Annotated in this window: 23 protein-coding genes and 1 pseudogene; 8 read left to right on the top strand and 16 right to left on the bottom strand. The window is 72.6% G+C overall.

Annotation, left to right across the window (positions count from 1 at the left end; all coding sequences use genetic code 11):
• Nucleotides 1-46: 46 nt before the first annotated feature.
• From BZZ08_RS21655 to BZZ08_RS21645, 3 genes are all read right to left on the bottom strand, one after another.
• Complete coding sequence (locus BZZ08_RS21655) at nt 47-784, bottom strand: methionine ABC transporter permease (protein ID WP_198601617.1); 738 nt, start codon at nt 782-784, stop codon at nt 47-49.
• Nucleotides 781-1,845, bottom strand: coding sequence for a methionine ABC transporter ATP-binding protein (locus BZZ08_RS21650; protein ID WP_198601616.1), 1,065 nt, complete (start codon nt 1,843-1,845; stop codon nt 781-783). Before BZZ08_RS21650 ends, BZZ08_RS21655 begins: the two co-directional genes overlap by 4 nt.
• A gap of 427 nt (nt 1,846-2,272) precedes the next feature.
• Complete coding sequence (locus BZZ08_RS21645; RefSeq protein WP_104633907.1) at nt 2,273-2,923, bottom strand: HAD family hydrolase; 651 nt, start codon at nt 2,921-2,923, stop codon at nt 2,273-2,275.
• 60 nt (nt 2,924-2,983) lie between these two features.
• On the opposite strand from BZZ08_RS21645, the gene BZZ08_RS21640 reads away from it, so the two are divergent.
• The gene (locus BZZ08_RS21640) at nt 2,984-3,343 is read left to right on the top strand and encodes a hypothetical protein (RefSeq protein ID WP_059299587.1); all 360 of its coding nucleotides are present in this window, start codon (nt 2,984-2,986) and stop codon (nt 3,341-3,343) included.
• Nucleotides 3,324-3,761, top strand: a complete 438-nt coding sequence (locus BZZ08_RS21635; protein WP_104633906.1) for a hypothetical protein — start codon at nt 3,324-3,326, stop codon at nt 3,759-3,761. The genes BZZ08_RS21640 and BZZ08_RS21635 overlap by 20 nt, the downstream gene beginning before the upstream one ends.
• Nucleotides 3,762-3,776: 15 nt before the next feature.
• On the opposite strand, the gene BZZ08_RS21630 is transcribed toward BZZ08_RS21635, so the two are convergent.
• The 3 genes from BZZ08_RS21630 to BZZ08_RS21620 form a co-directional block, all read right to left on the bottom strand.
• A complete protein-coding gene (locus BZZ08_RS21630) occupies nt 3,777-4,274 on the bottom strand; it encodes a GNAT family N-acetyltransferase (protein WP_104633905.1) in 498 nt (165 codons plus the stop codon).
• 57 nt (nt 4,275-4,331) lie between these two features.
• Nucleotides 4,332-4,832, bottom strand: coding sequence for a sigma-70 family RNA polymerase sigma factor (locus BZZ08_RS21625; RefSeq protein ID WP_104633904.1), 501 nt, complete (start codon nt 4,830-4,832; stop codon nt 4,332-4,334).
• 74 nt (nt 4,833-4,906) lie between these two features.
• A complete protein-coding gene (locus BZZ08_RS21620) occupies nt 4,907-6,094 on the bottom strand; it encodes a glycerophosphodiester phosphodiesterase (RefSeq protein ID WP_104633903.1) in 1,188 nt (395 codons plus the stop codon).
• 508 nt (nt 6,095-6,602) lie between these two features.
• Between BZZ08_RS21620 and BZZ08_RS21615 the strand changes: the two genes are divergently transcribed.
• Nucleotides 6,603-7,223, top strand: a complete 621-nt coding sequence (locus BZZ08_RS21615; protein WP_241965528.1) for a lysophospholipid acyltransferase family protein — start codon at nt 6,603-6,605, stop codon at nt 7,221-7,223.
• A 76-nt stretch (nt 7,224-7,299) separates the two neighbouring features.
• Here BZZ08_RS21615 and BZZ08_RS21610 read toward each other — a convergent pair whose 3' ends face one another.
• The 4 genes and pseudogenes from BZZ08_RS21610 to argH form a co-directional block, all read right to left on the bottom strand.
• Nucleotides 7,300-8,793, bottom strand: coding sequence for an MFS transporter (locus tag BZZ08_RS21610; RefSeq protein WP_104633901.1), 1,494 nt, complete (start codon nt 8,791-8,793; stop codon nt 7,300-7,302).
• A pseudogene (locus BZZ08_RS21605) lies at nt 8,790-9,340 on the bottom strand (TetR/AcrR family transcriptional regulator). The gene BZZ08_RS21610 and the pseudogene BZZ08_RS21605 overlap by 4 nt, the downstream one beginning before the upstream one ends.
• A gap of 94 nt (nt 9,341-9,434) precedes the next feature.
• A complete protein-coding gene (locus BZZ08_RS21600; protein ID WP_104633900.1) occupies nt 9,435-10,406 on the bottom strand; it encodes an aldo/keto reductase in 972 nt (323 codons plus the stop codon).
• A gap of 101 nt (nt 10,407-10,507) precedes the next feature.
• On the bottom strand, nt 10,508-11,935 hold the full coding sequence (gene argH / locus BZZ08_RS21595) for an argininosuccinate lyase (RefSeq protein WP_104633899.1): 1,428 nt from the start codon (nt 11,933-11,935) through the stop codon (nt 10,508-10,510).
• Nucleotides 11,936-12,054: 119 nt separating this feature from the next.
• Here argH and BZZ08_RS21590 point away from each other — a divergent pair, with 119 nt between their 5' ends.
• The 5 genes from BZZ08_RS21590 to BZZ08_RS21570 all read left to right on the top strand — a co-directional run bounded on the left by BZZ08_RS21590 (nt 12,055) and on the right by BZZ08_RS21570 (nt 16,441).
• Nucleotides 12,055-12,642, top strand: coding sequence for a pyridoxamine 5'-phosphate oxidase family protein (locus BZZ08_RS21590; RefSeq protein ID WP_104633898.1), 588 nt, complete (start codon nt 12,055-12,057; stop codon nt 12,640-12,642).
• A gap of 3 nt (nt 12,643-12,645) precedes the next feature.
• Nucleotides 12,646-13,362, top strand: coding sequence for a L,D-transpeptidase family protein (locus BZZ08_RS21585; protein ID WP_104633897.1), 717 nt, complete (start codon nt 12,646-12,648; stop codon nt 13,360-13,362).
• A gap of 90 nt (nt 13,363-13,452) precedes the next feature.
• A complete protein-coding gene (locus BZZ08_RS21580; protein WP_198601614.1) occupies nt 13,453-14,835 on the top strand; it encodes a ferredoxin reductase family protein in 1,383 nt (460 codons plus the stop codon).
• Between the two features lie 27 nt (nt 14,836-14,862).
• Nucleotides 14,863-15,645 (top strand): FMN-binding protein, encoded by a 783-nt coding sequence (locus tag BZZ08_RS21575; RefSeq protein ID WP_104633896.1) that lies wholly within the window; start codon nt 14,863-14,865, stop codon nt 15,643-15,645.
• A gap of 55 nt (nt 15,646-15,700) precedes the next feature.
• Complete coding sequence (locus tag BZZ08_RS21570) at nt 15,701-16,441, top strand: FAD:protein FMN transferase (protein ID WP_104633895.1); 741 nt, start codon at nt 15,701-15,703, stop codon at nt 16,439-16,441.
• Between the two features lie 211 nt (nt 16,442-16,652).
• On the opposite strand, the gene BZZ08_RS21565 is transcribed toward BZZ08_RS21570, so the two are convergent.
• The 6 genes from BZZ08_RS21565 to BZZ08_RS21540 form a co-directional block, all read right to left on the bottom strand.
• The gene (locus BZZ08_RS21565) at nt 16,653-17,192 is read right to left on the bottom strand and encodes an arginine repressor (protein ID WP_007447727.1); all 540 of its coding nucleotides are present in this window, start codon (nt 17,190-17,192) and stop codon (nt 16,653-16,655) included.
• Between the two features lie 7 nt (nt 17,193-17,199).
• Nucleotides 17,200-18,408 carry an acetylornithine transaminase gene (locus tag BZZ08_RS21560; RefSeq protein WP_104633894.1) on the bottom strand — a complete coding sequence of 403 codons (1,209 nt, stop codon included), beginning with the start codon at nt 18,406-18,408 and terminating at the stop codon, nt 17,200-17,202.
• Nucleotides 18,405-19,313 carry an acetylglutamate kinase gene (gene argB, locus BZZ08_RS21555; RefSeq protein ID WP_104633893.1) on the bottom strand — a complete coding sequence of 303 codons (909 nt, stop codon included), beginning with the start codon at nt 19,311-19,313 and terminating at the stop codon, nt 18,405-18,407. The genes BZZ08_RS21560 and argB overlap by 4 nt, the downstream gene beginning before the upstream one ends.
• On the bottom strand, nt 19,310-20,461 hold the full coding sequence (argJ, locus tag BZZ08_RS21550; protein WP_104633892.1) for a bifunctional glutamate N-acetyltransferase/amino-acid acetyltransferase ArgJ: 1,152 nt from the start codon (nt 20,459-20,461) through the stop codon (nt 19,310-19,312). The genes argB and argJ overlap by 4 nt, the downstream gene beginning before the upstream one ends.
• Entirely contained in the window at nt 20,458-21,486 is a 1,029-nt protein-coding gene (gene argC / locus BZZ08_RS21545) for an N-acetyl-gamma-glutamyl-phosphate reductase (RefSeq protein WP_104633891.1), read from the bottom strand. The genes argJ and argC overlap by 4 nt, the downstream gene beginning before the upstream one ends.
• Nucleotides 21,487-21,737: 251 nt before the next feature.
• On the bottom strand, nt 21,738-22,262 hold the full coding sequence (locus BZZ08_RS21540; protein WP_104633890.1) for an AAA family ATPase: 525 nt from the start codon (nt 22,260-22,262) through the stop codon (nt 21,738-21,740).
• Nucleotides 22,263-22,323 lie beyond the last annotated feature (61 nt).

Raw genomic sequence — 22,323 nt, 5'->3', positions numbered from 1 at the left:
GTGGTGCGACCCCGTCCCGGTGGGGCGGGGAGTCCTTGGGGTGCGGTCAGGCGACCTTGCTCACGTCGGCCGCGGCGGGCTCCTTGGCCCTGAGCAGCCGGAGCCTGGGCGCCGCTCCGCCGCGTCCGCCGCGGCGGTGCAGGGTGCGGGCCGCGTAGTCGCCGACGAACTGGATGAGCGAGATCGCGACGGCGAGGAGCGCGACGGTGATCCACATGAAGCCGGGCTCGAAGCGCTGGTAGCCGTAGCGGACGGCGAGGTCGCCGAGGCCGCCGCCGCCGACGGTGCCGGCCATGGCGGAGTAGCCGATGAGGGCGATGATCGTGGTGGTGGTGGAGGCGATCAGGGAGGGGAGCGCCTCGGGGACCAGGACCTTGCGGACGATGGTCCAGGTGCTGCCGCCCATGGACTGGACGGCCTCCACGAGCCCTCCGTCGACCTCGCGCACGGCGGTCTCGACGAGCCGCGCGAAGAACGGGATGCCGCCGATGGCGAGCGGCACGATCGCGGCCTCGCTGCCGATGGTGGTGCCGGTGACCCAGCGGGTGAAGCTCATCAGCGCGACCATGAGGATGATGAACGGCATCGAGCGGCCGATGTTCACGATCTGCCCGATGACCTTGTTCACCAGGACGTTCTGCAGCAGGCCGCCGCGGTCGGTGAGGACGAGGAGGACGCCGAGCGGAAGTCCGAGGACGACGGCGATCAGGGTGGACCAGCCGACCATGATCAGGGTCTCCCAGGAGGCCTGCTCCAGCAGCGGCTGCATCTGCGACCAGGTCACTTGGCACCTTCCTTCACCAGCGAGGCGGACGCGGCCGGCGTGGTGGCCGTGTCCGGCGTCTCGTTCACCACGTCGATCTGCAGGCCCTGTTCGCGCAGGAAGCCGACGGGCACGACGTTGTCCTCGTAGCGGCCGGGCAGTTCGATGCGCATCCGGCCGACCTGGAGGCCGCCGACGGTGTCGATGGCGGCGCCGAGGATCGATATGTCGATGTTGTAGGTGCGGGAGAGCTGGGAGATGACGGGCTGGGTGGCGGCCTCGCCGTGGAAGGTGACGTCGAGGACGGTGCGGTCCTCCGCGGAGGCCTCGCCGCCGACCGGGAAGAGCGCGGCGGCCAGTTCGGAGCCCGGGGTGGCGAGGAGTTCGCCGACCGTGCCGGACTCGACGATGCGGCCCCGGTCCATGAGGGCGGCCGAGTCGCAGATGCTCTTGACGACGTCCATCTCGTGGGTGATGAGCAGGACGGTCAGCCCGAGCTGCCGGTTGAGGTCGCGCAGCAGCTGGAGGATGGAGCGGGTGGTCTCCGGGTCGAGGGCGCTGGTGGCCTCGTCGGAGAGCAGCACCTTGGGGTCGCCGGCCAGGGCGCGGGCGATGCCGACGCGCTGCTTCTGGCCGCCGGAGAGCTGGGCCGGGTAGGCGCCCGCCTTGTCGGCGAGGCCGACGAGGTCGAGCAGTTCCAGCGCCTTGCGGGAACGTTCCTTCCCCGACTTGCCGAGGATCTCCAGGGGCAGTTCGACGTTGTCCCGCACGGTCCGCGACGAGAGCAGGTTGAAGTGCTGGAAGACCATTCCGATACGGCTGCGCGCCTGTCGCAGTTCCCGGCCGGCGCGGGGGCCGCGGCCGGCCAGCGCGGTGAGGTCCCGGCCGGCGACGGTGACCGTGCCGGCGGTGGGGCGCTCCAGGAGGTTGACGCAGCGGATGAGCGAGGACTTGCCGGCGCCGGACTGGCCGATGACGCCGTACACCTCGCCCTCGCGGACGTGCAGGTCGACGCCGTCCAGGGCGGTGACCTCGCGGCCGCGTGAACGATAGACCTTGGTGAGGCCCGATGTGGTGATCACGTGGGTTTCCGTCACTGTCGAGTGCGCGGCGCGGTGGTGTGCGCCGGGCACGGGGCGTTGTTCTTCGGGTTCTTGGGGGTCCTTCGGAACGCGGCACGGTTCTCGCGGTGGCGGTACGCCATGGCGGTGGACCGGGGAGAAACGTGTGCGCGGGGCGTGGCCCGGCCGCGTGCGCGCGCCGGGCGCGGGCGGACCTGGGCGGGCGCTCGCTTCGGGGCGCGAGGCTCAGGTGGTGCGGGGGCCCTCTAGAAGGCGCACATTCGCAGGCACATACAACGAGCACCGGGCGTCGTGGTCGCCTCGGTCGCAGGGGTGCGGTCGCTCGTGGTGCTCATGCCGATCAGTAAAGCAGACGTATGCCCGTGTCCGGAGACCGCTGTCCGGATACTGGACAGCGGTGGACGGCAGCTGGTCGCGGGGGCGTGGATCAGCCCCGGACGGTGATCTCGATTCCGGCGTCGGTGACCAGTGCCGACAAGGCCGAGAGGTCGGTGACCACCAGGTCGGCGTCGAGTTCGTCGGCCCGGTGGGTTGTGGCCAACGCCACGGTCCGCATGCCGGCGGCGCGGCCGGCCTGGAGCCCGGCGGGGGCGTCCTCGAAGACGACGCAGGCGGCCGGGTCGGCGCCCAGGGCGCGGGCACCGAGGAGGTAGGGCTCGGGGTCGGGCTTGCCGCGGGTGATGTCGTCGGCGGCCACGAGGGTCTTGGGGAGGATGCCGACGGCGTCGAGGCGGGCTTCGGCGAGGCGTCGGGTGGCGGAGGTGACGACGGCCCAGCGGTCGGCCGGCAGCGCGTCGAGGAACGCGCGGGTGCCGGGCAGCAGGTGCACGCCCCCGTTCGGCACGTCCTCCACCTCCAGCTGCTCGATGCGGGCGACGGCCTCGGCGACCACGTCGGCGGGCAGCAGGTCGGCGGCTATCTCGGCGGCCGGGCGCCCGTGCAGTTCCACCCGCCCGAACCGCTCGGCGGTGATCCCGTACTCGACGGCCCACCGCGTCCAGCAGCGGCGTACGGATGCGAGGGAGGAGACGAGGGTGCCGTCGTTGTCGAACAGGAGGGCCTGTGCGTGGAGCTTCATGTCCTCGACCCTACGGGGCCGGGGACGGCGGGCCCTTTGGGCCGTAATAGGCTCGCTGCCATGCTTGACGTCCTGACGCTGGTGACCGGCGTCGCCGCACTGCTGCTGGCCGCCTGGTGCGGCTGGGCCGCCTACCGTGACCAGCCGACGAAGGACTGGCACTTCATCGGCATGGCCGCGGTCTCGGCGCTGGCGCTGATCCAGCTGGTGGTCGGCGTCGTGCAGCTGGCGCGGGGCGAGGAACCGGAACAGGGCACGACGATCTTCGTGGCGTATCTGCTGGGCGCCTTCGCGTGTGTGCCGGCGGCGGGGTTCATGTCGCTGGCCGAGCGCACCCGCTGGGGTTCGGTGACGGTCGCGGCCGGCGGTGTCGTCCTCGCCGTCCTGGAGGTCCGGCTGTATGACATCTGGGGAGGCTGAGACGGTGGCCACGGAGGAGAAGCGGACCGGGCAGCGGCTGATCGGCGGGCCCGGCATCCTGCTGGTGTGGCTGTACGGCGTGATGGTCGTCGGCGCGGTGTCGCGGTCCGCGTACCAGATCGCCACCGAGTTCGACCGGGCCCCGCTCGCCTACTCGCTGTCGGCTCTCGCGGGCGTCGTCTACGGGTTCATCACCTACACCCTGGTGCGCGGCGGCGAGCGGGCCCGCAGGGCGGCGCAGGTGTGCTGCGCCGCCGAGCTGGTGGGGGTGCTGACGGTCGGCACCTGGACGCTGGTGGAGCCGTCGGCCTTCGCCGACGCGACCGTGTGGTCGGACTACGGGATGGGGTACCTCTTCATTCCCGTGCTGCTGCCGCTGTCGGCCCTGTACTGGCTGCGCCGGGCCCGCACCGCGTAGCGGCCCGGCGGCGGCTCAGGCCGTGGTCGCGTACGTCTCCGCCGGCTTCTCCAGGACGATCATGGGCACGCCGTCGGTGCCCTCGGCGGTGCCCACCGTCTCGTAGCCGACCCGGCGGTACAGCCGCAGGTTGCCCTCGCTGCGGTGCCCGGTGTACAGCCGGAACCGCTTGGCGCCGCGCTGCTCGGCCAGGGCGGACTCGGCGGCCCGCAGCAGCCGGGCCCCGATGCCGTGCCCCTGGAGGCGGGGGTGGACGCAGAGCTTGCCGATGGACGCCGCCCCGTCCTCGGTCACCCGCCCCCGCACCGAGCCGACGACCTCGTCGCCGAGCCGCGCCACGAAGACGCAGTCGGCGGCGACCTCTTCGCGCACCGAGTCCAGGGTCTGGACGAGCGGGTCGATGCGGTAGTTGGCGTACAGCGCCGCCTCGCTCTGGAAGCAGAGGTACTGCAGCCGGAAGATCTGCTCGGCGTCCTGTTCGGTCGCCGCCGAGATGGTCACGCTCATGCCCATGTGCGCATGCCTCCCGCTCACCTGATCACCTGTGGTCCCCCACTCCTATCCCCGTCCTCAACCGGCCGCAACCTCCGGCGTCAGCAATCGACGCAGACATCCCAGACATCGGGAGCGTTCCGGGCCAAGACTGCCCTGTGAGATACCCAACTCCCCCGCGATTTCCCGGTATGTGAGGTCCCTGGGTGACAGCAGCGCCTCCATCAGACGGGGGCAGCGGCCCGGCAGCCGGCGCACGGCGTCGCGCAGCGCGCGGTGCCGGGCCGCGGCGAGCGCGAGCCGCTCGGGCTCGTGGGCGTACTCGGCGACACCGGCGGGTTCGGTCCCGTACGGCCGCTCGTTGCGGGCCGTGCGGCGGGTGCGGCGGACCTCGGTGCGGACGGCGCTGCGCAGCCAGCGGTGCGGGTCGGGGGGCGGGCCGTCGGCCGCCAGGCGTTCCAGCAGCCGTAACCAGACCGCCTGTTCCAGGTCGCCGGGCTCGGTTCCGGACGCATATGCCTCGGCTGAGGCCTCGGCGGTGAGCAGGGGGCGCAGGGAGGTGAGCAGGTCGTGCGTCATATGCACGTCGACGCGGCCGCCCGGGCGGCGGGTTGCCCGGACGGCCGAAGCTCACCCCAACCGGGGGTGCCGGCTCAGCTGTTGACGCCGTTGACGAAGGATTCGCGGGCCAGCACACCCGTGTCGGGGTTGTCGGTGAAGACGCCGTCGATACCGGTGGCGAAGTACGTCCGGAACGCGCCGAAGACGTCGCCGTAGGCGTCGGGGTCGCTGCCCTTGCGGAAGTCCGCGGGCAGGAAGGGGTTCTCGTTGCGCATGGTGTACGGGTGCAGGATCAGGCCCGCCCGGTGCGCGTCGCGGACCAGCGTCGTCGGCTCGGTGAGCCGACCGGCGGAGTCCTTCGGGATGATCAGGTCCAGGGTCGGGCCGATGCCCTGCGCGTAGGAGGCGATCTCCTTCAGTCCCGCGGGCGTGACGAGGTCGGCCGTGGTGCGCGGGTCGCCGGTCTCGACGAAGTCCCAGGGGCGGCTGTTCGCGCCGGACAGCAGGACGGCGAGGGGGTTGCCGACCAGCTTGTTCATCCGCTGGATGCTGGTGGGCTCGAAGGACTGGATGATGACGGGCGAGTTCTTCCGGTCCTTGCCGTACGTGCGCAGCAGCCGGGCCAGGCGCTCCTCCGTGCCGAGGCCCAGCTTGCGGAAGTAGGTGGGGTGCTTGAGCTCGGGGTAGATCCAGACCTGCTTGCCGCGCCTGCGGGTCTGCTCGTTCTGCCAGCGGAGCACCTCCTCGAAGGTGGGGATCTCCCAGCGGCCGTCGTAGAGGGTGTTGTGCGGGCGGTTGGCCGGGATGCGCTCGGTGGCGCGCAGCGTCTTGAGTTCGGCGAGGGTGAAGTCCTCGGTGAACCAGCCGGTGGTGGAGACCCCGTCGAGCAGTTTGGTGCGCTTGCGGTCGGCGAACTCCGGGTGGTCGGCGACGTCCGTGGTGCCGCCGATCTCCGGTTCGTGCCGGCAGACGAGGTGACCGTCCTTCGTGGGGACCAGGTCGCCGGCCTCGACGATGTCGGCGCCCAGGTCGAGGGCCAGCTCGTAGGAGCCGAAGGTGTGCTCGGGGCGGTAGCCGCTGGCGCCGCGGTGACCGATGACGGTCGGCACGGGCAGGCTCTTGACCCCGCCGCCGTGTCCGCCGCCGTGCCGGGTGCCGGCGGCTCTCGCCGTGCCGGGCAGGCCCAGTGCCGCTCCGCCCGCGCCGAGCACCGCCGCGCCCAGGAGCGCCCGCCGTCCGGTGCCGCCGCCCGCCCGCTCGTCCGACTCCTGCGTTCCCATGGGGCCCTCCTGCCGTTGTCCGTCCCGTGCGCGCCGATCGTAGGGGCGCGTACATGACGAGCGGGAGACCGCGGCCGGAACACGCGGGTGCGCGGGGATGTCGTGCGGGGGCGGAGGGCTGACGCGCCGTCGGCTTGGCGGCGACGTGGCGGGGTAGGCGAAGGACATGGGCTCGGTGCCGGCACCCGGGCGGCGCGCCTCACCCGGCGCGCGGGCCGTATGTGCTTCGATCCGGCCCGTGGCCGCGGGGCGCGGACCGGGACTCCGGTCCTCGCGAGCGCGACCTGCCTCACATTCCGGCGTGGGTGTCGCCACCGCGCGACCCCCACGCACCGCAGGTGAACACGCGTCAACGTCGTGCCAGACCCGGGTGACCCGAGGTGCGGGACCCCCCGGGCCGCGAGTAATGTCCTCACCTGCACAGACTCATACCGCATCCCCGACACCGGAGGGCCCGTTGTCCCGCTTCGTGTTCATCAAGGCAGTGCTCGGTCCGATCATGCGCCTGATGTTCCGCACACGGGTGGAGGGTGTGGAGAACATCCCGGGCGACGGTCCGGTGATCCTGGCCGGCAATCACCTCACCTTCATCGACTCGGTGATCATGCCCCTGGCCTGCGACCGGCAGGTCTTCTTCATCGGCAAGGACGAGTACGTCACCGGCAAGGGCCTCAAGGGACGGCTGATGGCCTGGTTCTTCACGGGGGTCGGCATGGTCCCGGTCGACCGGGACGGCGGCCGGGGCGGGGTGGCGGCCCTGATGACCGGCCGCCGCATCCTGGAGGAGGGCCACGTCTTCGGCATCTATCCCGAGGGCACCCGCTCCCCCGACGGCCGCCTCTACCGCGGCCGCACCGGCATCGCCCGGCTCACCCTGATGACGGGCGCCCCGGTCGTGCCGTTCGCCGTCATCGGCACCGACAAGCTTCAGCCGGGCGGCGCGGGTCTGCCGCGGCCGGGCCGGGTGACGGTCCGCTTCGGCGAGGCGATGGAGTTCTCCCGCTACGAGGGCATGGACCGCGACCGCTACGTCCTGCGGGCGGTGACCGACTCCGTGATGACGGAGGTCATGCGGCTGTCCGGCCAGGAGTACGTGGACATGTACGCGAGCAAGGCGAAGGCGGCGTAGCGCCGCGGACCTGCCCGCGCGATACGGCGGACCGCTCGGTGAGCGGTCCGCCGTATCGCGTTCCCGTGCCGTGCGGCTACGGGTGTTCCACCCCGTCCTCCAGGCGCTGGCCCCGCAGCAGGTACCAGGACGCCGCGGCGGCGGCCAGGAGCACGGCGGCGCCGACGCCCGCCGCGAGGGTCAGGCCGTCGACGAAGGCCTGCCGGGCGGAGTCCAGGAGCGCCTCACGGGTGGCCGCCGGGAGTCCCGCGGCGGCCTCCACCGCACCGCCCAGTGACTCGTGGGCCGCGTCCGGGGTGCCGGCGGGTCCGGTGAAGTCCCGGTAGACGCCGGTGACGATGGAGCCGAGCACCGCGATGCCGAGGGCGGCGCCGAGTTCGTACGCCGTCTCGGAGACCGCGGAGGCGGCGCCCGCCTGTTCCCCGGGCACGCTGGAGAGGATCACGTCGACCAGCAGGGCCGCGCCGAGCAGCGGATAGCCGGTGTGCTGGCCGATGACGGTCAGCGCGGCGAGGGCGAGACCGACGGCGGCGAGTCCGCCGGAGACCACGGCACGGACCGAGAAGCGCCGGGCCGCGCGGCCCGCGATCAGACCGGCCACCACCGCGCCGACGGCGGCGGGCAGTTCGGCCAGGCCCGCCTCGAACGGCCGCCTGCCCTGGACGAGTTGCAGGTACTGGGAGAGGAAGAACACCAGCCCCGACAGGCCCAGGATGGTCAGCAGGTCGGCCAGGACCGCACCGCTGAAGCCGCGATTGCGGAACAGCCGCATGTCGAGCAGCGGGACCGGCATGGTCAGCTGGCGGCGGACGAAGCCGTAGAGCGCGGCGGCGCCCAGCAGACCCGCGGCGAGCGGGGCCCAGGCGAACCCGTGGGCGGCGGTCTCCTTGACCGCGTACACGACTCCGACCATGCCGATCAGGGACAGGGAGACGCTGGACAGGTCCCAGGGGCCCGGGTTCGGGTTGCGGGACTCGGGCAGCAGTTTCACGCCGACGACGACCAGGACGGCCATCACGGGCAGATTGATCAGGAAGACGGAGCCCCACCAGAAGTGCTCCAGCAGGAACCCGCCGACGACCGGACCGACCGCCGCGCCGGCGGAGGCGGCCGCGCCCCAGATGCCGACGGCGAGACTGCGTTCGCGCGGGTCGTGGAAGAGGTTGCGGATCAGGGCCAGGGTGGCGGGCATCAGGGTGGCGCCCGCGACGCCGAGCAGGGCCCGGGCGAGGATCATCACCTCGGGGGTGTGGGCGTAGGCGTTGAGGACGGAGATCGCGCCGAACGCGGTGGCGCCGAGGAGCAGGATCCGCTTGCGTCCGATGCGGTCGCCGAGGCTGCCCATGGAGACGAGCAGCCCGGCGATGACGAAGGAGTAGACGTCGCCGATCCAGAGCAGCTGGGTGCCGGAGGGCGCGAGGTCCTCGCTGATGTAGGGGGTCGCGAGACCGAGTACGGTCGCGTCGACGGCCACCAGCAGCACGGCCAGCACCAGGACGGAGAGCGCCAGCCAGCGGCCGGGGCGCTTCACCGCCTCGGTCGGGTGGGCCGGCTGCAGGGTGCGGTTCATGGTTCCTCTCTCCGGAGCGCGCCGCCGAGCAGCAGCTCGACGATCATGTGGGTGAAGTCGTTGCGGGCCACGCGGCCCTCGGCCACCGCCCAGGCGCCGGAGGCCAGCAGGCCGTACAGCGCCTCGGTGAGCCAGGCGGGCGTGAGGTCGATGCGGAACTCGCCGCTCTCCTGGCCCCTGCGGAACAGCGCGGTGAGACCGGCGTCGATGCGGGCCCAGCCCTCGTTCTGCTCCTCGCCCTCGAACAGCTGGTTCTCGGTGTAGAGGAAGGCGAGCAGACCGGCGGAGGGTTCCATCGCGCGGACCAGCCGGCGCACCGCGTCGGCCGCCGGGCCCTCGTCGGTGCGGGCCGCCGCGAGGGCGGCCCGCACTCGGCGATGCCCAGCGACTCCAGCGCGCGGACGAGGGCGTCGCGCCCGGCGAAGTGCCGGTGCAGGGTGGCCCGGCTGAGGCCGGCGGCCCTGGCGACCTCGTCCATGGTCGCGGTGGATTTGCGGGTCAGCAGGGCCGCGGCGCTGCGCAGTACCTGTTCACGATCGACGGCCATGAGACAACGATAACCCACCTGAGACATTCATGTCTCATGCCGGGCATGTGTGACTCACCTCTCGGGGCGGTCACGGGTTCAGCGGGGAGGCGGCTCAGTGCCAGGGCAGCTGCCCGCGGCGCTCCCAGTAGGCGTGCGGGTCCTCGGTGAGTACTTCGAGGCGGGCCACCTGGTCGTCGTCGAGGTCGACCACGGCGGCGTGCAGGTTCGAGCCGAGCTGGTTGACCGTCGCCGCGCCGGACAGGACGACGCCGGCCCAGGGCTGCCGCAGGATCAGGGCGAGGGCGACCGCGTCGCAGCCGAGGGCCGTCTCCTCGGCGATGGCCCTCAGGACGTCCGGCGCGTGCGGCTCCGCGAGGCGGCCGTTGGCCATGCCCTCCTTGACGATCACCGCGAGCCCGGCCTCGTGCGCCTCGGCCAGCGCGGGTCCGGCGGAGGTCTCCAGCGCGTTGTACGTCGACTGGACGGTGCGGAAGAGGGGCTCGCCGTCGACGGTCACGGCGAGCGCGGCACGGATGGCCTCGGCCTGGGCGGGGCCGCTGGTGGAGAAGCCGACGGTGCTGCCCTGCGCGGCGGCCTCGGCCAGCCTGGCGTGCAGTTCCTTGTCGGTGAGGGCGGGGCTGTCCGGGGTGAGCGAGTGGATCTGGTAGAGGTCGAGCCGGTCGCCGAGCAGGGCGTCGGTCTCGGCGCGCTGGCGGTCGTAGGTCGCGACGCCGTGGTCCTTGACCTCGTGCTGCTCGGCGTCGGTGGACCAGTCGGCGGTGTAGGTGTAGCCCCACTTGCTGCCGACGACCACGTCGTCGACGTCGGGGCGGTCCCGGAGCCAGCCGGCCAGGAACTCCTCCGAACGGCCGTAGGAGCGGGCCGCGTCGAAGTAGCGCACGCCCTGCGCGTAGGCGGCGTCGAGGAGGTCGTGGGTGCGTTCGCGCAGCGCCTCGACGGTGCGGTCCGCTCCGAGGTCACGGTCGCGGCCGAGGTTGATGTAGCCGGGGCGCCCGACGGCGGCGAGACCGAGGCCGATGTGGCAGGTCGGGGTCGTTGCTGTGGCCAGGCGGGCGAAGGGCATCGCGGGCTCCGTTCGGTCGACTGCTGAAGCGGTTGAGCTGCCGAGCTGTTGACCAACGTAACCGCGATGCCCCTCGGACACACCGGCTGTCCCTCCGGCTGCTACTTCTTGGCGTCCGCCCAGGCGTGCTGGGCCGCCACGTCCGCCTTCACCTCGGCGAGCTGGACGGCGACCGCGCTGGGCGCCGTACCACCGCGGCCGTCGCGGGAGGCGAGGGCGCCGGGGACGTTGAGCACGGTGCGCACCTCGGGGGTGAGGTGCTCGGAGATCTTGGCGAACTGCTCGTCGGTCAGCTCGTCCAGCTCCTTGCCGTCGGCCTCGGCGACCTTCACGCACTCGCCGGCCACCTCGTGCGCGACCCGGAACGGCACGCCCTGCTTGACCAGCCACTCGGCGATGTCGGTGGCCAGCGAGAACCCGGCCGGGGCCAGCTCCTCCATCCGCTCGCGGTGCACGGTGAGGGTGGCCATCATGCCGGTGAAGGCGGGGAGCAGGATCTCCAGCTGGTCGATGGAGTCGAAGACCGGCTCCTTGTCCTCCTGGAGGTCGCGGTTGTACGCGAGCGGGAGGGCCTTGAGGGTGGCCATCAGGCCGGTCAGGTTGCCGATCAGCCGGCCGGACTTGCCGCGGGCCAGCTCGGCGATGTCCGGGTTCTTCTTCTGCGGCATGATCGAGGAGCCGGTGGAGAAGGCGTCGTGCAGGGTGACGAAGGAGAACTCCTTCGTGTTCCAGATGATGATCTCCTCGGCGATCCGGGACACGTTCACGCCGATCATCGCGGTGATGAAGGCGAACTCGGCGACGAAGTCGCGCGAGGCCGTCCCGTCGATGGAGTTGCCGGCGCTGCCGTGCTCGAAGCCCAGGTCGCGGGCGACGGCCTCCGGGTCCAGGCCGAGGCTGCTGCCCGCGAGCGCGCCCGAGCCGTACGGGGAGACGGCCGTGCGCTCGTCCCACTGGCGCAGCCGCTCCGCGTCCCGGCCCAGCGCCTGGGCGTGGGCGAGCACGTGGTGGGCGAAGAGCACCGGCTGGGCGTGCTGGAGGTGGGTGCGGCCGGGCATGGCCACGTCCGGGTGGGCCTCGGCGAGGCCGATCAGCGCGTCCTGGAGGTCGGCGATCAGCGAGCCGACGGTCCTGGCGTGGTCCCGCAGGTACATCCGGAAGAGGGTCGCCACCTGGTCGTTGCGGGACCGGCCGGCGCGCAGCTTGCCGCCGAGGTCCGGACCGAGGCGCTCCAGCAGCCCGCGCTCCAGGGCCGTGTGGACGTCCTCGTCGGCGATGGTGCCGGTGAAGGAGCCGTCGGCGACGTCCGCCTCCAGCCGGTCGAGCCCGGCGATCATCCGGGTCAGCTCGTCCTCGGTGAGCAGCCCGGCCTTGTGCAGCACGCGCGCGTGGGCGCGGGAACCGGCGATGTCGTAGGGCGCGAGCCGCCAGTCGAAGTGGACGGACGCGGACAGCTTGGCCAGGGCCTCGGCGGGACCGTCGGCGAAACGGCCGCCCCAGAGCCGGACGTCACCGCTGTTGCTGCTCACTTGGGTCGCTCCTCACCGTACGATCACTGTCCTGCATGAGTATGCAGAACTCTGCATGATTCGTCAATCTTGCAGGTTGGTGCCGCCTACCGCGTCCCGCGCCCCCATAATCGTTAGACATGGGAAAGACTTATGAGCGCATAGACGGCAGACTCCGCACCTTCATCGAGGCGCAGCCCCTCTTCTTCACCGCCACCGCTCCCCTGGCCGGCGACGGCACGGTCAACCTGTCCCCCAAGGGCCTCACGGGCTGCTTCGCGGTGCTCGACGAACTGACCGTGGCCTACCTCGACTTCGCGGGTTCCAACGCGGAGACCATCGCCCACCTGCGGGAGAACGGGCGGATCACCCTGATGTGGTGCGCCTTCCAGGGCCCGCCGAACATCGTGCGGGTGCACGGCCGCGGCGAGCCGGTCTTCCGCGACGACGCCCGCTTCCCGGAGCTGCTCACGCACTTCCCGGACATCGACCCCACCGTGCACGGACTGCGCGCGGTCATCGTCGTGAGCGCCGAACTCATCCGGGACACCTGCGGGTACGCCGTCCCCTTCATGGCCTACGAGAGCGACCGGGACCTGCACGGCAAGCGGTTCGCGCGGGAGGACGACGCCTCGCTCAGCGCGTACTTCACCAAGAAGGAGCACATCGCCTCCAGCATCGACGGCCTCCCCGGGCTGCCGTTGCCGCTGCCTCCCTCTACCGTCTGAACCATGCGCCCCGGTGCCGTCGCCGTCCTCGTGTCCGCCTCCCTCCTCCTGCTCGGCGCCGCCCCCGCCGACGGGCCCGCGCCCGCGCCGCTTCCGGCCCGGATGGCGGACACCGGCGGCGGCACCCAGCTGATCACCGCCGTCGCGCCGGACACCGGCTCGACCACGGGCACCGTCACCTGGTGGGACCGCAGGGGCGGGGCCGACGGGCACTGGGTGGCGGCCGGTTCCGCGCCGGCCCGCTTCGGGTCCGGCGGACTCACCGACGGGCCGACGCGCGTCCAGGGCACCGGCACCACCCCGACCGGCCTGTACGACCTGCCCTACGCCTTCGGCATCGAGCCCGCGCCGCGCGGCACGGCGTACCGGTACCGTCCGGTCCACGCGGACTCCTGGTGGTGCCAGGACAACGCCTCCCGCTCCTACAACCGCTGGACCGAGCCACGCCCCGCCGACTGCCGGGCCACCGAGGCCGAGCACCTCAGCACCTACACCGCCCAGTACGCCCACGCCCTGGTCGTCGGCTTCAACTACGACCGCCCGGTGCGCGGCCGCGGCGCGGGCATCTTCCTGCACGTCGACGGGCGCGGGGCGACGGCCGGGTGCGTGTCGGTGCCGAAGGAGGCGATGCGGCGGATCCTGCGGTGGGCCGAGCCGGGGGAGCGCCCGCACCTCGCGATCGGCACCCGGGGCGGGGCGACGGCGGTCACCCGGTACTGAACGCGGACGGCATGACCGGCACGGGCTGAACGCTCGCCCGGCACGGCGCGTATCTGTGGGCCAAGGGCCGAGTCCCACCACGGAGGAACCGTGACCACCACGCTCGCCGGCGGCCGTGCCGCCCGCCGTCAGACGATGCGGCGCATCCGTCCGCGCCGCTCCCCCGCCGTCCCCCTGCTGCTCGCCGTGTGGGCGGGCGCGGCGGGCGTGTTGTGGCTGTGGTGGCGCAACACGCCCGCCATCTCCGACGACACCGGCAAGATCCTCGGCGCCGGACGGATCACCGGACTGCTCGCCGGGTACCTGATGGCGCTGGTGGTGCTCCAGATGGCCCGGGTGCCGGCCCTGGAGCGGCGCGTCGGGTCCGACCGGGTCGCCCGCTGGCACGCCATGACCGGCCGCTACACCCTCTGCCTGGTCCTGGCCCACGTCTTCCTGATCATGTGGGGCTACGCGGCGCAGGCCGGCCAGGGCCTCGGTGACGTCGTGGCGCAGACGGTCGACTCCGTGAACCAGCTCCCGGACATGGGCAAGGCGGCCCTCGGCACCGGCCTGCTGGTCGTCATCGGGCTGCTGTCCATCGGCCCCGTCCGCCGCCGGATCCCGTACGACGCCTGGTACCACGTGCACCTGCTCACCTACGCGGCGGTGTTCCTGACCTTCTGGCACCAGCTGACCACCGGCAACGACTTCGCCGTCGAACCGGCCGCCAAGACCGTCTGGTACGCGCTGTACGGCTCGGTGACCGCGCTCGTGCTCTGGTACCGCGTGCTGACCCCCCTCCGGCTCAACCTGCGGCACCGGATGCGGGTGGCGGCGGTGATCGAGGAGACGCCCGGGATCGTGTCGGTGCTCATCGGCGGACGCCGGCTGCACCGGATGGGCGCGGAGGCCGGCCAGTTCTTCCGCTGGCGGTTCCTGGCGCCGGGCATGCGGTTCAGCTCGCACCCGTACTCGCTGTCGGCGGCTCCCCGCCCGGACATGCTGCGGATCACGGTGAAGGCGATCGGCGACCACAGCGCGCGGCTCCGTGAGCTGACACCCGGCACCCGGGTGTGGGCGGAGGGCCCGTACGGCGCCCTGACCGCCCAGCGCCGCAGCCGCGGCAAGGTGCTGCTGGTGGCGGGCGGGGTGGGGATCACGCCGATGCGGGCGCTGTTCGAGACGCTGCCCGGCGCGTCCGGCGACATCACGCTGCTCTACCGGGCCAACAGCACCCAGGACCTGGCGCTCTGGGACGAGCTGGCCGGAATCGCCGACGAGCGCGGCGCCCGGCTGATGTACGCGGTCAACAGCCCGGACGGGGAGCGCCCGGACATCTCGGCCGAGACCCTGGCCCGGAAGATCCCGGACGTCGAGCGCCACGACGTCTTCCTGTGCGGGCCGCCCGGCTTCGCGCAGTCGGTGTACGAGGCACTGCGCGGCGCGGGGGTCCCCGCTCGCCGTATCCACCACGAGTCGTTCGAGATGTGAGCGACGGACATCAGGAGTCCAGGACAGATGAGGAAAAGCCACCCCGTTCGGCGTGCCGTGCTCGCCGGGGCCGCCACCGTGTCCGGGATCGTGCTGCTGCTGTCGCTGAAACCGGCGTCCGACCCGGGCTCCGCCTCGGCGGCGGGCGGCGCGGCCCCGCCCGTGGCCGCGCAGTCGCCGCAGGGCGGCCGGGGCGCCGGGGCCGGCACGGTCACGGGTGACGCGGCCGGCACGCAGTACGGTCCCGTGCAGGTCCGGCTCACCGTGAGCGGCGGGAAGATCACCAGGGCCGAGGCCGTGCAGGCGCCCAAGGGCGGGCAGAGCGACCGGGTCACCGCGGACGCGGTGCCCAAGCTCAACCGGGCGGCGGTCGCGGCCGGCAGCGCCGACATCGACGCGGTCTCGGGGGCCACCTACACCAGCGCCGGGTACGTGAAGTCCCTCCAGTCGGCCCTGGACAAGGCGGCCGCGGCAGCCGGGTCCGGCTCCGGCTCCGGAGCCGCCGAGGAGGGCTCGGGCACCGGCGCCGGGCAGGGCACACAGGTGCTCACCGGCGACGCCGCGCAGACCCAGTACGGGCCCGTGCAGGTCCGGGTCACGGTCAGCGGCGGCAGGATCACCGGCGTCGAGACCCTCCGGGCGCCCAGGGGCGGCCGCAGCGACCAGGTCACCGCCGACGCCGTACCCCGGCTCGACCGGGCCGCCGTCGCCGCGGGCACCGCCGACATCGACGCGGTCTCCGGCGCCACCTACACCAGCGCCGGGTACAAGCAGTCCCTCCAGTCGGCGCTGGACCGGGCCGGTGGCTGACACCGGGGCCGGGTCCGCACAGGCTCCCGCCGCGGTGCATCACGTGGCGGAGGCGATGGGGACCGTCTTCTCCTTCGACGTCCGCGGCGGGGAACCCGCGGCCGTACGGGCGGCGCTGGACGAGGCGCTCGCCGGGCTGCACCGGGCCGACGAGGTGTTCAGCACGTACCGGGAGGGCAGCCAGATCTCCCGGCTGGCGCGCGGGGAGCTGACCGTCGCCGCGTGTGCCCCGGAGGTCGCCGAGGTGCTGGAGCTGGCGGCCGAGGCGGAGCGGGTGAGCGAGGGCTGGTTCAGCACGCGGTACGAGGGGCGGCTCGACCCGACGGGGATCGTCAAGGGCTGGGCCGTGGAGCGCGCCGCGCGGCGGATCGCGGCGGCGGGCGGTGCGAGCGGGGTCAGCGTCAACGGCGGCGGGGACGTGCAGCTGCTCGGGACGCCGGGGGCTGCCCGACCGTGGCGGGTCGGGGTGTCGGACCCGCTGCGGCCGGGCGGGCTCGCGGCGGTCGTCTCGGCGGCGGGGGCGGCGGAGCTGGCCGTGGCGACGTCCGGTTCCGCCGAGCGCGGCGCGCATGTCGTCGACCCGCGCACCGGCCGCTCCGCGGTGACCGACCTGCTGTCCGTGACGGTGGTGGCGCCCGGGCTGACGTGGGCGGACTGCTGGGCGACGGCGGCGTTCGCGATGGGGGCGCGGGAGGGGCTGCGGTGGCTGGAGTCGCTGGACGGGGTGGAGGCGTTGCTGATCACGGCGGGGGACGAGGTGCGGTGCACCGGGGGTCTGGCCGGGTGGTTGGGGTGACCGATGCTGTTGCCGAGGTACCGGTGTCGGCACTCGCCGCGTTGGCGGGGTGCCGCTGCGCCCACCCGTGCCGCCTGGGGGTACCTCCCAGGCCGTTCAGGCACTGGCGGAGGCACGACTGCCCGCAGCTGCGGCCGGTGACCAGGGGCGCGGGGAACTGCGCGACCGGCCACGACGTGCCCGCGGTCGGCAGATCACCGCACCGCCCCCTTCAGCCCCCGTTCTGGGCCAACCGCAGCAGATGGTCCGCCAGCGCCTGCCCGCCCGCCGGCTCCCGGCTGATCAGCATCAGCGTGTCGTCACCCGCGATCGTCCCCAGGATGTCGTGCAGCTCCGCCTGGTCGATCGCCGAGGCGAGGAACTGCGCCGCCCCCGGAGGCGTCCGCAGGACCACGAGGTTCGCCGACGCCTCCGCGGAGATCAGCAGCTCCGCCGAGAGCCGCCGCATCCGCTCCTCCTTGGCCGACTCCCCCAGCGGCGCCCGCGGCGTGCGGAAGCCGCCCTCGCTGGGCACCGCGTAGATGAGGTCGCCGTCGGTGTTGCGGATCTTCACCGCGTTCAGCTCGTCCAGGTCCCTGGAGAGCGTCGCCTGGGTGACGGTGAGCCCGTCGTCGGCGAGCAGCTTCGCCAGCTGGCTCTGCGAGCGCACCGCCTGCCGGTTGAGGATGTCCACGATCCGGCGGTGGCGTGCGGTGCGGGTCTGCGGCAGGGCGGGCCCCGCCGTCTGCTCGTGCTCCTGCGCGTGGCTCATCGTCGTCTCATTCTCCGGATCGTCCGTCCCCGTGGGCCGCGTCGGCGGCCTGGTCAAGGATGCCGGGCAGCGCCCCGAGGAACGCGTCGACCACGTCGTCGCCGAGGTTCAGCGCGGGCATGAGCCGTACGACATCGGGTGCGGGCGCGTTCACCAGGATTCCGGCGTCCTGAGCCGCCTGCTGCACCTGGGCGGCGAGCGGCTCGGTGAGCACGATACCCAGGAGCAGGCCGGCGCCCCGGACATGGCCGATCAACGGGTGCCCCAGGCCCTCGATCTCGCCGCGCAGCCGCTCGCTCTGCCGTTTGACGTTGTCCAGCAGTCCCTCGTCCTCGATGGTGTCGAGGACGGCGAGTCCGGCGGCGCAGGCGACCGGGTTGCCGCCGAAGGTCGTGCCGTGTTGGCCGGGCTGGAGCAGGTCGGCAGCCCGGCCGAAGGCGACCGTCGCGCCCAGCGGCAGTCCGCCGCCGAGTCCCTTGGCGAGGGTGACGACGTCCGGCAGGACGCCCTCGTGGGCCTGGTACTCGAACCAGTGCCCGGTCCGGCCGATCCCGGTCTGCACCTCGTCCAGGACGAGCAGCGCGCCGGTGGCGGCGGTGATGGCGCGGGCCGCCTTCAGATAGCCGGGGGGCGGCACGACAACGCCGTTCTCGCCCTGGATCGGCTCGATGACCACCAGGGCCGTCTCCTCGGTGACCGCCGCGGCCAGCGCCCGCGGATCGCCGTACGGTACGTGTGTGACGTCGCCGGGCAGCGGCAGGAACGGTTCCTGCTTGCCGGGCTGGCCGGTCAGCGCCAGGGCACCCATGGTGCGGCCGTGGAAGCCGCCCTGGGTGGCGACCATGTGCGGCCGGCCGGTCAGCCGGCCGATCTTGAAGGCGCCCTCGTTGGCCTCGGCGCCGGAGTTGCAGAAGTAGACCTTGCCCTCCCGGCCGAAGTGCCTCAGCAGCCGTTCGGCGAGGGCGACGGGCGGCTCGGCGATGAAGAGGTTGGAGACGTGGCCGAGGGAGGCGATCTGCCGGCTCACCGCGTCCACCACCGCCGGGTGGGCGTGGCCGAGCGCGTTGACCGCGATGCCGCCGACGAAGTCGAGGTACTCCTTGCCGTCGGCGTCCCAGAGCCGGGCGCCCGCGCCGCGCACCAGGGGCAGGCGCGGCGTGCCGTAGTTGTTCATGAGGGTGCCCTGCCACCGCTCGGTCAGCTCCGTGTTGCTCACGACTCCCCCTGTTCGTCCGGCACGACCATCGTGCCGATCCCCTCGTCGGTGAAGATCTCCAGCAGGATCGAGTGCTGGACCCGGCCGTCGATGACGCGGGCGGTGGTGACGCCGTTGCGTACGGCGTGCAGGCAGCCCTCCATCTTCGGCACCATGCCGGACGACAGGTCGGGCAGCAGTTTCTCCAGCTGGGTGGCGGTCAGGCGGCTGATCACCTCGTCGGAGTCCGGCCAGTCCTCGTAGAGGCCCTCCACGTCGGTGAGGACCATGAGGGTCTCGGCGCCGAGCGCCGCAGCGAGTGCCGCAGCCGCCGTATCAGCATTGACGTTGTAGACATGGTGGTCGTCCTGGGAGCGGGCGATGGACGAGACGACCGGGATGCGGCCGTCGGCGAGCAGGGCCTCGATGGCGCCGGTGTCGATCTCGGTGATCTCGCCGACCCGGCCGATGTCGACCAGCTCGCCGTCGATCCGGGGCTGGTGTTTGGTGGCGGTGAGGGTGTGCGCGTCCTCGCCGGTGAGGCCGACGGCGAGCGGTCCGTGCTGGTTGAGCAGCCCGACCAGCTCGCGCTGCACCTGCCCGGCCAGCACCATCCGTACGACGTCCATGGCGTCCTCGGTGGTGACGCGCAGGCCGGCCTTGAACTCGCTGACGATGCCGTGCTTGTCGAGGGCGGCGCTGATCTGCGGGCCGCCGCCGTGCACGACGACGGGCTTGAGACCGGCGTGCCGCAGGAAGACGACGTCCTGGGCGAAGGCGGCCTTGAGGTCCTCGTCGATCATGGCGTTGCCGCCGAACTTGATGACGACGGTCTTGCCGTGGTGCCGGGTCAGCCAGGGCAGCGCCTCGATGAGGATCTGGGCCTTGGGGAGCGCGGTGTGCTTCCGCGTGGGTGCGTTGCTCATGACGAGTACGCGCTGTTCTCGTGGACGTAGTCGGCGGTGAGGTCGTTGGTCCAGATGGTGGCCGTGGCGTCGCCCGCGGCGAGGTCGGCGACGATGTGCACCTCGCGGTAGCGCATGTCGACCAGCTCGCGGTCCTCCCCGACGCCGCCGTTCTTGCAGACCCAGACGCCGTTGATGGCGACGTTGAGCCGGTCGGGCTCGAAGGCGGCGTCGGTGGTGCCGATCGCGGAGAGTACGCGGCCCCAGTTGGGGTCCTCGCCGTGGATGGCGCACTTGAGCAGGTTGTTGCGGGCGATGGTGCGGCCCACCTGGACGGCCTCGTCCTCGGTCGCGGCGTTCACGACCTCGACCTTGATGTCCTTGCTGGCGCCCTCGGCGTCGCGGATGAGCTGCTGTCCGAGGTCGTCGCAGACGGTGCGGACGGCCTCGGCGAAGGCGTCGTACTCCGGAGCGACGCCCGAGGCGCCGGAGGCGAGCAGCAGCACCGTGTCGTTGGTGGACATGCAGCCGTCGGAGTCGACCCGGTCGAAGGTGACGCGGGTGGCGTCGCGCAGGGCGCGGTCCAGGGCCCCGGTCTCCAGGTCGGCGTCGGTGGTGATCACGACGAGCATGGTGGCGAGGCCGGGGGCGAGCATGCCCGCGCCCTTGGCCATGCCACCGACGGTCCAGCCGTCCTTGGTCACGACCGATGTCTTGTGCACGGTGTCGGTGGTCTTGATGGCGATGGCGGCCTTCTCACCGCCGTGCTCGGAGAGCTGACCGGCGGCCGTCGCCACGCCCGGGAGCAGCTTGTCCATGGGCAGCAGCACGCCGATGAGCCCGGTGGAGCACACGGCGACCTGGCCCGCCCCCGTCCCGAGCACCTCCGCGGCCTTCTCGGCGGTGGCGTGCGTGTCCTGGAAGCCCTTGGGCCCGGTGCAGGCGTTGGCGCCGCCGGAGTTGAGCACGACGGCGGTCACCTCACCGCTCTTGAGGACCTGCTCGGACCACAGCACCGGCGCGGCCTTGACGCGGTTGGAGGTGAAGACGCCCGCGGCGGAGCGTCGGGGGCCGGTGTTGACCACGAGGGCCAGGTCGGGGTTGCCGCTCTCCTTGATCCCGGCGGTGATGCCCGCCGCCGTGAATCCCTTCGCTGCCGTCACACTCACGGCGCAACTCCGATCGTCGTCAGTCCGGTGGTCTCGTCGAGACCGAGGGCGATGTTCATGCTCTGGACGGCACCGCCCGCGGTGCCCTTGGCCAGGTTGTCGATGGCGCTGATGGCGATGATCCGGCCCGCGGCGGCGTCGTACGCGACCTGCACCTGGACGGCGTTCGAGCCGTACACGGAGGCGGTCGCGGGCCACTGCCCCTCGGGCAGCAGGTGCACGAACGGTTCGTCGGCGAGGGCCTTCTCGTACGCGGCCCGCACCGTCTCGGCGGTGACCCCGGGCTTCGCCTTCGCGGTGCAGGTGGCGAGGATGCCGCGGGGCATCGGCGCGAGGGTCGGCGTGAAGGAGACGGTGACCGGCTCCCCCGCCACCGCGCCGAGGTTCTGGATCATCTCGGGGGTGTGCCGGTGGCCGCCGCCGACGCCGTACGGCGACATGGAGCCCATGACCTCGCTGCCGAGCAGGTGGGGCTTGGCCGCCTTGCCGGCGCCCGAGGTGCCGGAGGCGGCGACGATCACGGCCTCGGGCTCGGCCAGCGCCGCGGCATACGCCGGGAAGAGGGCCAGGGACACGGCCGTGGGGTAGCAACCGGGCACCGCGATGCGCTTGGACCCCTCCAGCGCGGCGCGGGCACCCGGAAGTTCGGGGAGGCCGTAGGGCCAGGTGCCGGCGTGCGGCGAGCCGTAGAACGCCTCCCAGTCACCGGCGTCCTTGAGCCGGAAGTCGGCGCCCATGTCGACGACGAGGACGTCCGGCCCGAGCTGCTCGGCGACGGCGGCGGACTGCCCGTGCGGCAGCGCGAGGAAGACGACGTCGTGCCCCGCGAGGACATCCGCCGTGGTCGGCTCCAGGACCCGGTCGGCCAGCGGCAGCAGATGCGGCTGAAGCGCACCCAGCCGCTGCCCGGCGTTGGAGTTGCCGGTCAGGGCGCCGATCTCGACCTCGGGGTGGGTCAGGAGCAGCCGCAGCAGCTCACCGCCCGCATACCCGCTCGCTCCGGCCACCGCCGCACGTACCGCCATGGAAAACCCTCCTCCTGGAGAGCATGACTATACGTGCCATTGTACGTTTATGCAACGCAGTCGGTCCGGCCCCAGGGTCCTGCCACGGGCAGCCGGCCGTGAGCGTGGAGGCTGGCGGACGGAAGCCGGGGCCGGGGCAGGATCGACGGCCTGGACCTCACCGCCGAGGAGGAACGCGTCGTCCGGATCGCCCGGCGGCGCTCGAAGTAGCGACCAGGAGACGCGTTCGTTGCTTCGCCGCTATCGCAGCACTATGCCTTGACGGCCTCCGCGATCCGCAGCGCCGCCTCGGCGGGCGTGCGGTGCGTGGTGTCGACGACCTCGGCCTCGGCGTGCAGCCAGGTGCGGGCCGCCTCGGCGTAGGGCGCGAGGTACTGGAGACGGAACGGCGAGTCCGGCCCCAGCACGGTGTCCCCCGCGATGCGCCCCCGCAGGGTCTCCTGGTCGGCGTGGAGGACGAAGTGCCGCACGGGGATCCCGTGTGCGGCGAGGCCGCCCGCGATCTCCCTCCAGTACTCCTCGACCAGGACCGTCATCGGCATCACCAGGGTGCCGCCGGTGTAGTCGAGCACGTGCCGGGCGGTCTCGACGACGAGGGGCCGCCACGGCGCCCAGTGCTGGAAGTTGTCCGTGTCGGGAAGCCCCGGTGTGATGTCCATGAGCGTCTCGCCGACCTTCTCGGCGTCGAACACCCGGGAGTCCGGCAGCAGCCGCTGCACGAGCAGGGCGGTCGTCGTCTTGCCCGCTCCGTGGGTTCCGTTGAGCCATACGATCATGCGTCCCCACGCTAGCCCGGACCGACGACGCCGCGTGGCGGTTTCGTCGCCGGTCCGGGTC

Origin of the sequence: Streptomyces sp. MH60, from assembly GCF_002939385.1 — a bacterium.
GTDB lineage: Bacteria > Actinomycetota > Actinomycetes > Streptomycetales > Streptomycetaceae > Streptomyces.
Note: the sequence above shows the minus strand (reverse complement) of the source record. Positions and strands in the feature narration are given on the sequence as shown.

Excerpts from the sequence above, each read along its gene's own strand:
- BZZ08_RS21645 (WP_104633907.1), bottom strand. The coding sequence starts at position 2,923 with ATGAAGCTCCACGCACAGGCCCTCCTGTTCGACAACGACGGCACCCTC.
- BZZ08_RS21640 (WP_059299587.1), top strand. The coding sequence starts at position 2,984 with ATGCTTGACGTCCTGACGCTGGTGACCGGCGTCGCCGCACTGCTGCTG.
- BZZ08_RS21635 (WP_104633906.1), top strand. The coding sequence starts at position 3,324 with ATGACATCTGGGGAGGCTGAGACGGTGGCCACGGAGGAGAAGCGGACC.
- BZZ08_RS21630 (WP_104633905.1), bottom strand. The coding sequence starts at position 4,274 with ATGGGCATGAGCGTGACCATCTCGGCGGCGACCGAACAGGACGCCGAG.
- BZZ08_RS21625 (WP_104633904.1), bottom strand. The coding sequence starts at position 4,832 with ATGACGCACGACCTGCTCACCTCCCTGCGCCCCCTGCTCACCGCCGAG.
- BZZ08_RS21620 (WP_104633903.1), bottom strand. The coding sequence starts at position 6,094 with ATGGGAACGCAGGAGTCGGACGAGCGGGCGGGCGGCGGCACCGGACGG.
- BZZ08_RS21615 (WP_241965528.1), top strand. The coding sequence starts at position 6,603 with ATGTTCCGCACACGGGTGGAGGGTGTGGAGAACATCCCGGGCGACGGT.
- BZZ08_RS21610 (WP_104633901.1), bottom strand. The coding sequence starts at position 8,793 with ATGAACCGCACCCTGCAGCCGGCCCACCCGACCGAGGCGGTGAAGCGC.
- BZZ08_RS21600 (WP_104633900.1), bottom strand. The coding sequence starts at position 10,406 with ATGCCCTTCGCCCGCCTGGCCACAGCAACGACCCCGACCTGCCACATC.
- BZZ08_RS21590 (WP_104633898.1), top strand. The coding sequence starts at position 12,055 with ATGGGAAAGACTTATGAGCGCATAGACGGCAGACTCCGCACCTTCATC.
- BZZ08_RS21585 (WP_104633897.1), top strand. The coding sequence starts at position 12,646 with ATGCGCCCCGGTGCCGTCGCCGTCCTCGTGTCCGCCTCCCTCCTCCTG.
- BZZ08_RS21575 (WP_104633896.1), top strand. The coding sequence starts at position 14,863 with ATGAGGAAAAGCCACCCCGTTCGGCGTGCCGTGCTCGCCGGGGCCGCC.
- BZZ08_RS21570 (WP_104633895.1), top strand. The coding sequence starts at position 15,701 with ATGGGGACCGTCTTCTCCTTCGACGTCCGCGGCGGGGAACCCGCGGCC.
- BZZ08_RS21565 (WP_007447727.1), bottom strand. The coding sequence starts at position 17,192 with ATGAGCCACGCGCAGGAGCACGAGCAGACGGCGGGGCCCGCCCTGCCG.
- argB (WP_104633893.1), bottom strand. The coding sequence starts at position 19,313 with ATGAGCAACGCACCCACGCGGAAGCACACCGCGCTCCCCAAGGCCCAG.
- argC (WP_104633891.1), bottom strand. The coding sequence starts at position 21,486 with ATGGCGGTACGTGCGGCGGTGGCCGGAGCGAGCGGGTATGCGGGCGGT.
- BZZ08_RS21540 (WP_104633890.1), bottom strand. The coding sequence starts at position 22,262 with ATGATCGTATGGCTCAACGGAACCCACGGAGCGGGCAAGACGACGACC.